The organism is Fictibacillus barbaricus, from assembly GCF_014635025.1.
Lineage (GTDB): Bacteria > Bacillota > Bacilli > Bacillales > Fictibacillaceae > Fictibacillus > Fictibacillus barbaricus.
The window spans coordinates 632404-645954 of the sequence record NZ_BMCE01000002.1 but is presented as its reverse complement, the minus strand read 5'-3'; the positions used below and the strand labels follow the sequence as shown (position 1 = coordinate 645954).

Annotated in this window: 13 protein-coding genes and 1 tRNA gene; 9 read left to right on the top strand and 5 right to left on the bottom strand. The window is 37.6% G+C overall.

All coding sequences use genetic code 11. From position 1 onward, the window contains the following. Window positions 1–71: 71 nt before the first annotated feature. The 5 genes from IEV52_RS12645 to IEV52_RS12625 all read left to right on the top strand — a co-directional run bounded on the left by IEV52_RS12645 (window position 72) and on the right by IEV52_RS12625 (window position 3842). A complete protein-coding gene (locus IEV52_RS12645) occupies window positions 72–1181 on the top strand; it encodes a BMQ_0737 family morphogenetic spore coat protein (protein WP_188402881.1) in 1110 nt (369 codons plus the stop codon). Between the two features lie 134 nt (window positions 1182–1315). Continuing rightward, entirely contained in the window at window positions 1316–2206 is an 891-nt protein-coding gene (locus IEV52_RS12640) for a hypothetical protein (RefSeq protein WP_188402880.1), read from the top strand. Window positions 2207–2269: 63 nt separating this feature from the next. Continuing rightward, on the top strand, window positions 2270–2548 hold the full coding sequence (locus tag IEV52_RS12635) for a hypothetical protein (RefSeq protein WP_188402879.1): 279 nt from the start codon (window positions 2270–2272) through the stop codon (window positions 2546–2548). 118 nt (window positions 2549–2666) lie between these two features. Then, window positions 2667–2897 (top strand): hypothetical protein, encoded by a 231-nt coding sequence (locus IEV52_RS12630; RefSeq protein WP_188402878.1) that lies wholly within the window; start codon window positions 2667–2669, stop codon window positions 2895–2897. A 42-nt stretch (window positions 2898–2939) separates the two neighbouring features. After that, entirely contained in the window at window positions 2940–3842 is a 903-nt protein-coding gene (locus tag IEV52_RS12625; RefSeq protein ID WP_188402877.1) for an MBL fold metallo-hydrolase, read from the top strand. Here IEV52_RS12625 and IEV52_RS12620 read toward each other — a convergent pair. From IEV52_RS12620 to IEV52_RS12605, 4 genes are all read right to left on the bottom strand, one after another. Next, window positions 3826–4521 carry a DUF421 domain-containing protein gene (locus IEV52_RS12620; RefSeq protein ID WP_188402876.1) on the bottom strand — a complete coding sequence of 232 codons (696 nt, stop codon included), beginning with the start codon at window positions 4519–4521 and terminating at the stop codon, window positions 3826–3828. The genes IEV52_RS12625 and IEV52_RS12620 overlap by 17 nt on opposite strands. A gap of 89 nt (window positions 4522–4610) precedes the next feature. Then, a complete protein-coding gene (locus IEV52_RS12615; RefSeq protein WP_188402875.1) occupies window positions 4611–5045 on the bottom strand; it encodes a GNAT family N-acetyltransferase in 435 nt (144 codons plus the stop codon). A gap of 5 nt (window positions 5046–5050) precedes the next feature. Further along, the gene (locus tag IEV52_RS12610) at window positions 5051–5566 is read right to left on the bottom strand and encodes a YjcG family protein (protein ID WP_188402874.1); all 516 of its coding nucleotides are present in this window, start codon (window positions 5564–5566) and stop codon (window positions 5051–5053) included. A gap of 59 nt (window positions 5567–5625) precedes the next feature. Beyond that, on the bottom strand, window positions 5626–6357 hold the full coding sequence (locus IEV52_RS12605; protein WP_188402873.1) for an alpha/beta hydrolase: 732 nt from the start codon (window positions 6355–6357) through the stop codon (window positions 5626–5628). 140 nt (window positions 6358–6497) lie between these two features. On the opposite strand from IEV52_RS12605, the gene IEV52_RS12600 reads away from it, so the two are divergent. Both IEV52_RS12600 and IEV52_RS12595 read left to right on the top strand, forming a co-directional pair. Further along, the gene (locus IEV52_RS12600) at window positions 6498–7055 is read left to right on the top strand and encodes a phosphatidylglycerophosphatase A family protein (RefSeq protein ID WP_188402872.1); all 558 of its coding nucleotides are present in this window, start codon (window positions 6498–6500) and stop codon (window positions 7053–7055) included. A 151-nt stretch (window positions 7056–7206) separates the two neighbouring features. After that, a tRNA-Val gene (locus tag IEV52_RS12595) sits at window positions 7207–7282 on the top strand. 167 nt (window positions 7283–7449) lie between these two features. On the opposite strand, the gene IEV52_RS12590 is transcribed toward IEV52_RS12595, so the two are convergent. Continuing rightward, window positions 7450–7737 (bottom strand): tyrosine-type recombinase/integrase, encoded by a 288-nt coding sequence (locus IEV52_RS12590; protein WP_188402871.1) that lies wholly within the window; start codon window positions 7735–7737, stop codon window positions 7450–7452. 1035 nt (window positions 7738–8772) lie between these two features. On the opposite strand from IEV52_RS12590, the gene IEV52_RS12585 reads away from it, so the two are divergent. Together IEV52_RS12585 and IEV52_RS12580 are read left to right on the top strand one after the other, a co-directional pair. After that, on the top strand, window positions 8773–12192 hold the full coding sequence (locus IEV52_RS12585; RefSeq protein WP_188402870.1) for a S8 family serine peptidase: 3420 nt from the start codon (window positions 8773–8775) through the stop codon (window positions 12190–12192). 325 nt (window positions 12193–12517) lie between these two features. Beyond that, window positions 12518–13432, top strand: a complete 915-nt coding sequence (locus IEV52_RS12580; RefSeq protein ID WP_188402869.1) for a LysR family transcriptional regulator — start codon at window positions 12518–12520, stop codon at window positions 13430–13432. Window positions 13433–13551 lie beyond the last annotated feature (119 nt).

Here is a 13551-nt window from a genome sequence, read left to right as displayed (position 1 = left end):
TGTCATAACCCACTCTATTCCCATAGTATGTATGGAATCTTCAGATCATGATGAGGAAAGGAAGGGAAACAATGGGAAACAATCATAAACACTTGCAGGATGAGTGTATCCGCGTACAGAAAGTTTACGACTGGGTGACGGATGCGCTAAACGTAAGAAAAACCGTTTCTTTTACTCCTGAACAAATCGCTGCAATTGAAGACGCGTTGGATGACCCATCCAGACGTCCAGTAAGGATCGTAACAAAAGTACCTAAAACTCCGCCAGCATTCCCGCTTTCAAACGAAACGAACGATGCATGCGCTGAACATTTTCTATGCGAGCAAGTTGGAGAAAAGAGAAATGTAACAGTAGCTCTTAACGGAGGATTTACAGAGGCTCAGCTTGTTGATCTCCTGTTTACAACAGATATTAAAGTTCAAGTTGTAGACCGTAATGGGGTGATCGTAACTGAGATGTTGGTAAACGCTTCTGTATTTGAATCATTTGTACTTTGCTATCCGGACGGAACAGACCTATACTGCCGTATCACAAAAATCTTGTCCCGTGTGCCATCTGGTACAGTTCTGTTAAACAGTCCAGCACCAACTTCGTTTCCAATAGATATTACTTTCTGCGTCGACATCCAAGTTGAAGCTGAAGTGAAATTAGAGGTATTGGCTAAATTCTGCTCACCTCGTGAGAATGACCTAAATGCCGAGGAAAGCGGGGGAGAATATTGTCCTGAGGTAGTGTTTCCACAACAATGCCCAGACATATATCCCAGGCCAGGATGTCTGTGTAGAGCATCTGGAGAAGCAAGCGGATTAACGAACGAAGATGATGGTGCAACAGAAACTGGTCGTGCTGGTGTAATAGTTAACCTATGCCCGAATGATCAGCTGTCTGGCAGCAAATTCAGATTCACTTTAAATGAAACAGGTTATACAGCAACTGAGTTCACACAAGATACACTATGCTGTGATGAATATCATGGCGGATTAAAGTTAACCGTTTCCGGAAGAGGTACAATGGATTCTTCAGGAGAACACTATGACTTTAACCTTGCTCTTGTTCAAACAACAGATGGAAACCAGTTTGAGGTTGAACTTATTAAAAAAGGCAAGAAGGTATTTTCAACTGGCGTAGTCTCTGCTGACACAGGTGAGATCTCGGTTGAAAATTGCTTACAGCATCATTAAAGAATAGATCTGAAGAACAGAAAAGACTGCTGGAATTGACCAGCTGGTCTTTTTTGTTGTTTGAAAAAAAAGTGAACGATTGGTTTGGCGCTACATACAATAAGAAAAGAGCCTATTTTCAAGGGGGAAGATGCATGGGGACTAAAGACAAACTAAGTTATGAGCGGCTCATTTCGAGGGTTGACTATTACAAAGAAAAAGCACTTGATCTAGAAAAAAAGCTGGTTTTTGCTGAGGAAACCATCGAGCGGCTGGAGAATGAAGCGAACTCAGATCAATCCCTTCAGATTATTGAAGAAAAGGAAAAGGAACTTCAATTATTAAGAACCCAAGTAGAGGAGCTGACTAAAAAGGTAAAACGGTTAGAAGAACATGAAATGGAAAAGAGAATGAAGAGTTATGAAGAACTTTTAAAAAGCATACAACAAGAGATGAATGATAAAGATCAACAGATCGATTTATATCAGCAGCGGATAAAGAGCATGGAAAAACGTATTAATATCAATCGAACGTCTGAACCCGTATTCGAGGAAACAGAAACTGAAACAGCGAAAACTGAAATGCAAAAAAAAGAAGGATTTAATTGTATTAGTTATTTTGATTACTCTGTTATTTTCACAAAAGATAAAAAAGGTTTTGTTCGGGGTTCATTTTATTTAGAGAACACTGGGACAGAGACACTAGAAAATCCATATATTTGCTTTAGGTTCCAGCCAGCTGAAGCTTGTGCGCTTAAAGGGAAAATCATATCTTTGATCGCTTCGCCCACTCAGGATGAAATGTCTAAATCTATTTGGATGTATATGGATAACGATTGGGCTGAAAAAGCAAAAGACCGGGGGGAAATGTGGATTTGTCCATTGCGTGAAACAAAATTTAAAAGCGGTGACAAACTGACGCTTGAAGATTTTCAAATTCCTTTCAAAAGTAAGATTGATGAAAACATAACGGTAGAAGCCTTTGTATATTTCCATAAACAAAACTATCGGTCAAAAGCTGTAAATCATATCGCCATCAATTTTTAGTGAGACAGCCAATAACCAACTCGTATGATATGCATATGATGTAGTATACGAGGAGGTTGAAACATGGAAGATAGTTTTTACAATAGGAAGAAGAATAAGAAGAAGAAGTTCAAGAAGATCTATGCTGATAAAGTAGTCATCAAAACAGATAAAGTTATAATTCATAAAAAGAAACATGATTGTGAATCTTCAAGCTCAAGTTCGAGCAAGTATGAATCCAGCAAGCATGAATCCAGCAAGTACGAATCCAGCAAAAAACACGAATCCAGCTACAAAAAGCATGAATCTTCTTCTAGCTCTAGCTCCAGCTCAAATCATGGCTGCTACGACCCTTGGGTATAAGCTGCATATAAACATCTTCTTAGAGTGCTCAACTTTGAGCACTCTTTCTTTTTTAATGTCTAGAAGTAGAAGGAAATGGGAATAGGAAGAGGAATATAAGTATAAAGGAGTGCTGCATATGGGTTATATTTTGCCGTTAATACCTATTCAAAGGATGCAATATGCCAGTCGGATGGAGAAGGCTGAGCAAGGCTTGCCTGTTATTTCGAGTGTTCCTCCTATACAAAACAATCATGTACACAATTTTTATATTCAGATAAAAAGATATAGTCTAGAAGAGAATAGAAGGTTCGATCAATTATTAAGTGAACTAGAAGGAAAAGGATTGTTCTTTAACGAAACCGTTTAGAAGGTTTCTTTTTTTATTTTTTATTGATTCGGAGTGTTCAGAATGGAATTTATTCATATAGCATCAGGATGTTACTATTTTAAGAGTGCTGTAAACATTGGGTATATAGTAAACGGGGATAAAAGCAAAGGTATGTTAATTGATGCAGGTCTGGAGGCATCTTCAGCTAAAAAGGCTATAAAACATCTGAAAGAAGAAAATCTGCCTATCACTCATCTCTTTATTACTCACGCACATGCCGATCATTTCGGAGGAGCTCAGTATATCCAAAAAAACTATAAGGTACATACTATTGCTCCTTCATTAGAGGAAGCAGTCATGAGATACCCAGTGTTTGAACCTATGTACCTGTTTCACGGAAATTCACCATTACAAGAGATGAGAAATAAGTTTTTAGAAGCCCCTTCTATACGTATTGATGAGATCTGCACAGAAGGGGATTGGGAAGAACCCTTTAGCGTTGAGTTTATTCATTTGCCAGGTCACAGTCATAACCAATTTGGAGTCTTATCAGATGGAATCTTGTACGCTGCAGATGCCTTCTTAGGTGATGATGTATTAGATAAACACAAAATCCCTTTTATAGTAGATGCCACCGAAAATCTAGCAACGTTAAACAAACTTAAAGCAATGAACCTTAAAGGAATGGTGCCAGGTCACGGCTATTATGTTAAAGATTATAATCTGGCGATTCAAAATAACATGGATGTACATGAGAATATCGCAAACAAGGTATATGAAACCATAGTCATTGCTGGCACCAAAGGAGTTTCGTTTGAGACTTTGGTTGCACAAATGCTTATGCAGTATGAAATTACTCCGCTTAATATAGGAATGTATACCTTGTTTCGAACAGCTGTTACCGCTTATATGATTCAACTCTTAGAAGAGGAAAAAGCTGAATATAAGATCCAAGAAGGAAGACCGGTTATTTTTTCGGTTTAGAAAAAGGCATGACTAACAGCTCTCCTTCTGACATTTCAGCATAAACAACTTCTTTTATGGCGGAATAGCCTTGTTTATGAAGCTCTTCCATCAATTTCTTTTTTGATAGCCCTGCTGTTGAAAGGTTATCATGGTTAAGTTCGCCATCTAGAATTAAGGTAACTGGCAGTTCAGGCTGCTCTTGGCTGTATATCTTCATATCTTGTCTATTTGGAGAACCGTATTCATATTTCGGCATAACACTTAATGTTCCATTGGTTTCTAGAATGGCATATTCTACTTCTTTCAACCCAAAATATCCTTTTTGTCTGACTAAGTTTTGCAGCTGATTAATATCAAGCTTGCTTTTTTTTAACATGTCTCTGTCGATCATGCCTTTTCGTATAACAATAGTAGGGGCGCCTTCTAAAAACTTTCGGGTGCCTTTAAATTTTTGTGACACGATCTCTATAATATAGATAAGTGATCCCCAGATCAGGATAGCGTATAAAATAACCCAAACTGATGTTTCGTCGTCATACATAGCATTACCTACTAGTTCCCCTAAAAAGATTGACGAGATGAAATCAAAGGGTGTAATTTGTGAGATTTGTGTTTTACCTAAAATCTTGGTAAGGATAAAAAGAGCAAGAAAACCTACGATCAATTCGGTCGTTAATTGTCCAACATTAAGGTTCATTAACCATTATCTCCTCATAAAATACGTATTAGGAATCAGTTTTGACGAGAATATTAGTTTATAAACGGAAAAAAGTATTGAATTCGCCACTAGGACGATTTCAATACTTTTTTCATTGCTACATGTGGTATGTTCGCATCTAAAAACGGTTCTTTTGAAGTAGTCTGATACCCAAGTTTTTTATAAAAGTCTTCTGCTTTAGTTTGTGCATATAATATAAGGCTAGGAAGTGACTTATCAATGGCAGCTTGTTCCATAGCCATCATCAGCTCTTCCCCCAAACCTTTTTTTCGATGCGAAGACAAAATACACACTCGTTCTACTTTGCCTTCACCATTTACTTCACGGAGTCTAGAAGCTCCTACTGGTTTATCGTTATCGTAAAGCACAAAATGAAGGGAAATATCTTCATTTTCGTCAATTTCTTCACTTTCATCAATCTCTTGTTCACGAACAAATACATCTTTTCTGACAGCCAAAGCATCCTGGAAGCCTTGTTCGCTGGTTTTATACGTTTTAATCAATCTGCTTAAACTCCCTTTCCGAGTCTGAACGTTTCATAAACCGTCCAAGATCCGTTATCTAGTTGATAAAGCAATTGAAAGCGATCAATTCTCTCTTCATGTTCAATATCAATCATACGAAGACGTTCTAATACATCTGAATGCTCTTCGTCAGAAAGCTTTTGGCCGAGTGTTAGATGTGGTACAAAATTATAAGGCTGCTGATGATCAAGAGGTCCTGAATAAAGCTGATCATGTAAGGCTTTAATTTCACCCGCTTCATTTACTTTTAAATAGATAACATTATTAACAGGATGGAATGAACCAACTTTATTAATCATGATTGAAAAAGGATCCATGCTTTTTGCGATTGAAGAAATATAAGAAAGTTGTTCTTGAAGTTCTTCTTCAGTTGCCTCATAAGGCTCCTTTAACGTGATGTGAGGTGCGATAAGGGCATAATGTGGATCATACCTTTTTCGGTAGGAATTTACTTTATCTTGCAGATTTTTTGATGGAAAAATAGCAATACCATATTTCATAATTCTTCCTCCCTCATCTTTTGAATAAGTATATCAAATATTCTTTTTATTTCCCACAGTTAGTGGTTGCTGTAAAGAAAGATTAATGCAGGGACTATATCCTTCTGCCAGTTTACCCAAAGGTGATTTCCTTGAAACTCTGTGTATTCATAATCGAGAGCAAGATTAGTCAATAGTTTGTTCATTTGACGATTGGGCGTCAAAAAGTCCCGTATAACACCTTCTGGATTTTTAAATTGTTCTTCCTCATCACCAATAGAATGATAGATCGTCAATGTTTGCATCTGTTCGATCGACTCAACTGTTTGAATCAGGCTATCGGGAATGTATGGTGACTGCAAGATCACTTTACCAAAGGTATTAGGATAGAGTAGACTAAGCTTGAAAGCAACATACCCGCCTAGTGAATCACCGATTAAGCCCATTCCAGCACCTAATTGGAGTGTATTAAACTTTTCGTTTAAATAGGATGTTAATTCAATCGCCATAAAACGAATATAGTTCTCATGCTTTTCACCAGTTGGATCATATTTTGCTTTACGGTCTTCAATCCCTTTATGGTTAACCCCAACGATGATGCAACTCTGCATCAGCTCTTCTTCCATAAGCCGATCAGCTGTTTTTGCCAATTTACCAAGTTGGAAGTAATCTCTGCCATCTTGGGCAATTAAAACAGGGTATTTAACTAGAGGTGTAAACTTGGAAGGCGTATAAATGAGTAAATCGATCTCTTCTTCCAAGTAATTGCTGTATATCTTATCATCTGTAATGGAACCTTTAAGTATGGCCATAAAAGGACCTCCTTTGCTGACATTCATCGTATAGTTAAAAGCGTTTTCATTCGACTCGTATAATTGTACCACATAATGATATAATGAAAGAATCAATTCGAATTCGTTATACAGTGACCATAAAAATGAGGTGAAGTCTGTTGAAAAATAGAGTGCACAGTCGGGAAGTTGAAGCGGCTGCAAGAAGGCTGCTGAATGAAAGAGGCGTCACCATACCTGAGATTGCGGAGATTGTCTACGAAATGCAAATTCCTTTTTCACCTGGACTAACAATAGAAGAATGCATTGAAAGTGTTGATGCAGTATTAATGAAAAGAGAGATTCAGCACGCTATTTTAGTAGGGGTAGAACTAGATATCCTAGCTGAGCAAAGAAAACTATCAGAACCATTGCAGAGCATCGTCGAACAAGATGAAGGGCTCTTTGGTGTAGACGAGACGATTGCACTTGGAGCAGTTTTCGGATATGGAAGCATAGCCGTTACAACATTTGGTCATCTAGATAAGTTTAAAATGGGTATCATTCAAAAATTAGATACAAAGATTGCTAACGGTAAGGTTCATACTTTTTTAGATGACCTGGTCGCTAGCATAGCAGCTAATGCCTCAAGCAGACTGGCACACAGACTTCGCGATAAACAAGAGCGGTTAACTGCAGAAGAGATCGCGCAGCATGAAAATGAAGAGAAGATTGGTTGATAAATAGAACCTCCGCTTTGGTGGAGGTTTTTTTCGTTTGTAAATGACCTGAAAGCGCAGAAAAATTTGGGGGCACATAAAGCTTTTTGGGAAATTTTTATTGACAGAGCCAAAGCCGTGTCGTATATTTTAAATTGTCCGAAATAACTTAGATCCGATAGCTCAGCTGGGAGAGCGCTACCTTGACAGGGTAGAGGTCGTGGGTTCGAACCCCTCTCGGGTCACCATAACTTACTTAGATATTAATGCCTGTAATCCTTTATATAACAAGGGTTACAGGCTTTTTGATTGTTTTGGACAATACTTAAGTTATTTCGAAGAGTGAAAAATACTAACATTTTGCTAACGAGACTGTTCAATGGCATCGTTAAATATATCTGCTACTTCGTTATTGTCATTCGGTAATTAAATGAGCATAATATTCTAACGTGATCTTAGCATTAGAATGTCCTAATCGATGTGATACTTTGTCAACTTTTGAAATAAGAATTGATGCATGGGTGTGTCGGATATCGTGAAACCGAATTCGAGGGATTTTTGCTGTAGCACTTATTCTGTTCATCACACGTAAAACGTTCTGTGGATCTTGTATGGTGCCTGTCTCTGTACAAATCACCAAGTCCTGATCAAAATAAAGATCGTTAAACCGATCTTGCCACTGTTTTTGTAGAAGATCTTTCAAAAAAATCGCAAATATACAACCTTAAATAATTTATGAACCCTTGATTTCTCAAGGGTTTTTTAACTTTTATATGGTGTAGACTAGCGGGATCGAACCGTTGACCTTTTGGCTGCCAGAGGAAATCTAGAAATAAAACTGAGTATATTCAGGTGAATTAAGAATAAATAAGTCTTATTTAATAAGGGTTATTAGAAATTCAGAATAACCCTCTTATTAAAATGTAAATTAATAAGAAATTAGTTGAGATTATTTATATCGTTAATTACGGATGACGGGTATATAGCAAAGGAACAAGTATAAAATGTAATTATTTAAAAAGGTGAAAAGTCTTTATTTCAACAAACGGGCCCGATTGTTGAGTAACTCACTTTAAAAGATAAATGGATAGTTATGTTAATTGTATGGGGAGATTGTAAAGAATTGACTTAAAGTAATGGTAGCGTTTACATATCCTATGTTTTAACGAACAACGAATTTTAAACATACCAAGTATCAAAAGTGGTGCTTTTTAAGTGCTTCAAGTTATTTATAACTAAGTCAACAGCAATGCTAAGTAGCCGAAATATTCGACTACTTTTTTTGTGTGTAATTATTGCCTAATAATGATGAAGTACATGCTGGAGGTTTAAATTCCACCAGCAAAGGCGCTTCTCTGTAATTGTTAAGAGACAAAAAAGCAGATCGTTAGTAATAGTAACAATTTCTCCTTTTGACTGCTCTTCCTGTATTATCCATTTATATTTTTAATCGATACGATCAAAAAAGTTGTATTGTTAAGTTTTCAGAATACTAATACTATTGTGTCTAGTAGTTTATAAAATCTAAAGGAGGGATTTTAATCAAGGTGTAAACTATACAACTTTAGTAGATTTAACAAATTAAAAATTGAGAGGAGTTCACCCCATTTTGGCCAAAAAGATAAGCGGTTATCATCTACAATTAAGTTTACTAATATCTTTCATTCTCTTAATCAACCTTGTCCTACCAATTAACACAATAGCAGAAGGAAATCCCAAAGATAGAAAGCCAGTGTCTATGGGTAAGACTACTTTGGTTACCAAAAAAGTAGATTCTAAACTAATCAAACAATTTAAGGATCAAAATCAGGTTACATTCATAGTGAAGTTCATAGAGCAAGTTGATACTAATCGAGTAGCGATCGAAGCAGCAGAAAAGGCGAAGAAACAGAAACAAACAGCTGCAAGTACAAAACTTCAGGTCCGTTCTTCCGTTGTTTCCACATTACGAAATACTGCAATGGAGACTCAAACTGGAGTGATTGATTATCTAGAGCAAGCAAAGCTAAAAGGCAAAGTGAAAAATATCCAATCGTTCTATGTTGTAAATGCAGTAGCAGTAACAGCAACAAAAGATGTGATGGACAAATTGGCAACATATCCGGAGGTAGCAAAAATTCTTCCGAATGAAACGCGGCAAATAATTACACCGATCCAACCTAAAGTAAAAACGACCAATCTAAATTCATCAACGGTTGAATGGGGAGTTGAAAAAGTCGGAGCCCCTCAAGTATGGGATATGGGAATCGATGGAGCAGGAATCGTGGTAGCCAGTATTGATACAGGTGTTCAGTGGGAACATCCTGCTTTAATGGAAAAATACCGTGGGTACAATCCAGCGAATCCAAATCAGACAGATCATCAATTAAACTGGTTTGATGCCGTCGGAGGAAAAGAAACTCCGTATGATGATAATAAACATGGTACGCATACGGTTGGGACAATGGTTGGTTCAGAGCCTGATGGAAGAAACCAAATTGGTGTTGCCCCAGGTGCAAAATGGATCGCTGTTAAAGCATTTTCTAATAGTGGTGGTCAGGATGTCGATTTGCTCGAAGCTGGAGAGTGGATATTAGCGCCAAAAGATGCTGAAGGTAATCCACATCCCGAGTTAGCTCCGGATGTAGTAAACAACTCCTGGGGCGGCGGGCCAGGTCTGGACGAATGGTATCGCCCAATGGTTCAAAATTGGCGGGCTGCCAATATCTTCCCTGTATTTGCAGCTGGCAATACCGGTTCTTATGGGGAAGGATGGGTTTCCTCCCCAGCGAACTATCCAGAATCTTTTGCAGTAGCGGCAACGGATCATGATAATGCCTTAGCTTGGTTCTCTTCCCGTGGACCAGCTCCATATGACGAAATTAAACCAGATGTATCGGCACCAGGTGTCGATATCCGCTCAGCCATACCTACCAATGATTATGAACTGATGAGTGGTACATCAATGGCAACACCTCATATAACCGGAGTCGTAGCGTTGTTAAAGCAAGCAAATGCATCCCTCTCAATTGACCAAATTGAGGAAATACTGTTCAAATCGGCCATCCCGTTGACAGACTCAGAATTTTCATCCTCACCTAATTACGGTTATGGGCATGGGTTTGTTAATGCTTTTAACGCAATAAAAACATTAAATAATGGAAATGGGAAGATTGAAGGTTTAGTTGTATATGATGGAAAAGATACGGCAAATCCAACCTATCAGCATACCTCTCCTGACTTTGTATATGAACAAGTAGTTTTACCAATAACTGTGGAAGTGCAAGATAACATCAGTGTAGAGACTGTAGAAATTCAGTATTTAGAAGGTCAACAATGGAAGACTGTAAAAGCAGCAAGAACAGCTGGTGATTTTAGAAAAGGGACATATCAAGCAGTAGTTCCAGGTGAAGATATAAGGAAAGGTACATTTACTTATAAATGGAAAATGGTTGATTATGGAGATAATCAAGTAACTTCTCCTGAGTTTAATGTAGAAGTTAAGCCAGCGATCACAATTGGTTATTTTCAAGATTTAGAAGCTGTTCCTGAAGGATGGTATTCAGAAGGATGGAATAACGATTGGAAATGGGGCAGTCCAGCAGCGGGACCTGGACAAGCTTATTCAGGACAAAAAGTATATGGAACCAATTTGGAGGGTCCTCACGCTCCTAATACGTATTCTTATCTCAATATGCCTCCTATCGACATTCCTGAAAGCGGAAATTCATATCTGCAATATAAGCAGTGGTATGACTTTAGTCCAGATGGAGTCGACGGTTCAACAGATTTCGGAGCTGTTCTTGTCTCAACCGACCACCAGAATTGGGAGATGCTTACTAGGACAGAAGGCACTAAATTTGCTGAAAATGGAGTACCACTTGAGTATTCTACAGATGGTTGGGTTGATGCAGAAGTGAATCTTTCTGCTTACGCTGGACAGCGGATTTATATCTGTTTCTATATGTTTGCATGGCAAACAGGATTTGATTGGGACCCTTATTATGGCTGGTACTTGGATGACATAGCATTAACTGATAAATCTCTAGTAGATAATAAGGAAAATAATATTGAAAAGAAAACAGGAGAAATCCATACAAAAAAACAATCTAAAAATAGTGTATTAGCTCCGACAGCTACAATGGTTCAGAATACTTCTAGTCAACCCAATGTATTGCCAATCGGTGCAAAGGTAACGCTAGTAGACTCTGGATACTCAGTTGCAACTAATCCAGCAGATGGAAGGTTCTCCATGACACATAAGGCAGGGGAATTCACACTTCGGGCTGAAGCCTATGGCTTTCATTTCAAAGACCAAGCTGTTTCAATTCCAAAAGACGGGATTGTCGAAGCAAACTTTAATCTTAAACCTTTAGGGAAAGGAACAGTAGAAGGAGTAGTCAAGGATCAAACGACAGGGAAACCAATACCAGATGCCATCATCTCTTTAATAGAGGATCCTGCCATTACTCCTGTGAAAACAGATAGTAAAGGAAGATTTACACTTACAGCCTTTGAAGGTACCTATACGTTACATGTTTTCAAGAACAATTATGTTTATAATGATTACTCGATCACACTCCAGTCGAATAAGAAAACCAAACAGAAAATTGAATTAAAAAGGTTCCTGGGAATTCCCGGAGAAATCGGCTATGATGATGGAACTTCGGAAAATTCATGGTTTTGGCACGGTGCTAAAAATGGCTTTGCTGTTAGAATGTCATTGGAAGAAGGAGTCACGAAATCTTGGCTGACAGGCGGACTCTTTAAAGTTAATACAGAATGGCCAAGCCCGGGCTCAACTAGATTTCAAGTAGCCATTTATGATTCCACAGGTGTTAACGGAGCTCCTGGTAAAAGAATCACAGGTCCTTTTGAAGCAGCTGCGCGGACTGATGGGGAGTGGACTCATGTCGATTTAACGGATAAAAACATTTTTGTCACTGGAGATTTTTATTTGGTCTATGTACAGCCTGAGGCTTCTGCCACAGGGACAATGCCAAGTCTCGAAAGTGATCAAAATAGCCCTTTCCATGACCGAAATTGGTTTCTGGAAAATGGAACTTGGGGTCACAATACGGATCCACAATATGGAAACATGATGATTCGCGCGGTCATGAACAATGCGATCTCAGCACCTGTCACTGAAAAATCACAAAATAATACTGGCGACAGATAAAGCAGGAAACATAGAGAGAAAATCGATTCACGTTCAAGTCAAATTGATTGTTGTGCAGTTTGAAAATTATTAAAACAAAGGGAAAGATATAATTTGATTTGGGACAGTTCACGCATGTAAGAATAGGTGACTGTCTCTTTATCATTAGATTGTTAGACTGATTGAACTATTCTATTATCTACTTTACTATCAAGGTAATGAAATCCTTTTTATGGAATTGATAAAATGAAATTAATAGAAGTTTTGTAAAATATTTTGAATAGTAAATTTTATGTGTTTAACTTTAAAATGGATTTACAGATATCTAAGGGGTGGGTGTGAAATATTGGAATTGAGACAATTAGAACATTTTATGGCTCTTTGTGAAGAAATGCACTTTACGAAGACTGCTGAAAAACTAAGAATTGGGCAACCTACTTTAAGCTACCAAATGAAAGCGTTAGAAGACGAACTTGGTGTTCGCTTATTTGATCGTTTAGGGAAGAAAATAGCAATTACAGAAGCTGGTGAAATTCTCCTTGAACACTGCAAAATGGTATTCGCTAATTTAGAAAGTGCTAAAGATCAAATAGAAGAGCTTCAAAATGTAAAGAGAGGAAAACTAGTAATTGGAACCTTGCCAGGAGATTTAAATCATATTGCATCCATGGTATTGTTAGAATTTCATTCCAAATATCCAGATGTACAAATACAGATTTTCTCTATAGATGATGTGGTTGAAAAGGTTATACAAAATGAAATTGATTTGGCCTTGACGCTTATGCCTGGAAAAGATGAAAGGTTAACAAATATTTCATTATACGAAGAAGAATTTTTCTTAGCTGTACGAAGGGATCATGTTTGGTCAGAAAGAAATGCCATAGATTTTAAAGAGATTGAGCACATACCCTTAATATTAAATCCTAAAGGTCACAGTTTTAGGCAATCACTTGATGCTGCGTGTAGTGTTGCAGGAATTCAAATCCAACCAATCATTGAATCAACGGATTCAAAGTCAATTTTAAATCTAGTAAAGAAAGGAATAGGGGCTACTATTATATCTGATACACTTTTTTCTCTGGAAAATGAAGGGGTATTGAAAGCGATAAGGATTATAAATCCAGCTATTATTAGGGAAGTCACCATTGTGCACCATAAACAAAAGCACCTTGGGACAGCCGCAAAAGGTTTTATTGAATTATTGATTTCACATGTGAATAGATGGAATATGCATTGTGGAAAAACTTTATTTTATTCATAGGTTTAAGTATATGGAGCTATTTATAATCCATCAAAATCTTATAACGGGTGATTAATTTTTTTACAAGGACCTGTTGCTCATCTTTTTATAATAACAATTGATCCCGGTATTGAACCGGG

Bases quoted from the DNA above. Each gene is read 5' to 3' on its own strand.
- IEV52_RS12635 (WP_188402879.1), top strand. From the start codon at position 2,270: ATGGAAGATAGTTTTTACAATAGGAAGAAGAATAAGAAGAAGAAGTTC.
- IEV52_RS12605 (WP_188402873.1), bottom strand. From the start codon at position 6,357: ATGGCCATACTTAAAGGTTCCATTACAGATGATAAGATATACAGCAAT.
- IEV52_RS12610 (WP_188402874.1), bottom strand. From the start codon at position 5,566: ATGAAATATGGTATTGCTATTTTTCCATCAAAAAATCTGCAAGATAAA.
- IEV52_RS12620 (WP_188402876.1), bottom strand. From the start codon at position 4,521: ATGAACCTTAATGTTGGACAATTAACGACCGAATTGATCGTAGGTTTT.
- IEV52_RS12640 (WP_188402880.1), top strand. From the start codon at position 1,316: ATGGGGACTAAAGACAAACTAAGTTATGAGCGGCTCATTTCGAGGGTT.
- IEV52_RS12645 (WP_188402881.1), top strand. From the start codon at position 72: ATGGGAAACAATCATAAACACTTGCAGGATGAGTGTATCCGCGTACAG.
- IEV52_RS12630 (WP_188402878.1), top strand. From the start codon at position 2,667: ATGGGTTATATTTTGCCGTTAATACCTATTCAAAGGATGCAATATGCC.
- IEV52_RS12625 (WP_188402877.1), top strand. From the start codon at position 2,940: ATGGAATTTATTCATATAGCATCAGGATGTTACTATTTTAAGAGTGCT.
- IEV52_RS12585 (WP_188402870.1), top strand. From the start codon at position 8,773: ATGGGTAAGACTACTTTGGTTACCAAAAAAGTAGATTCTAAACTAATC.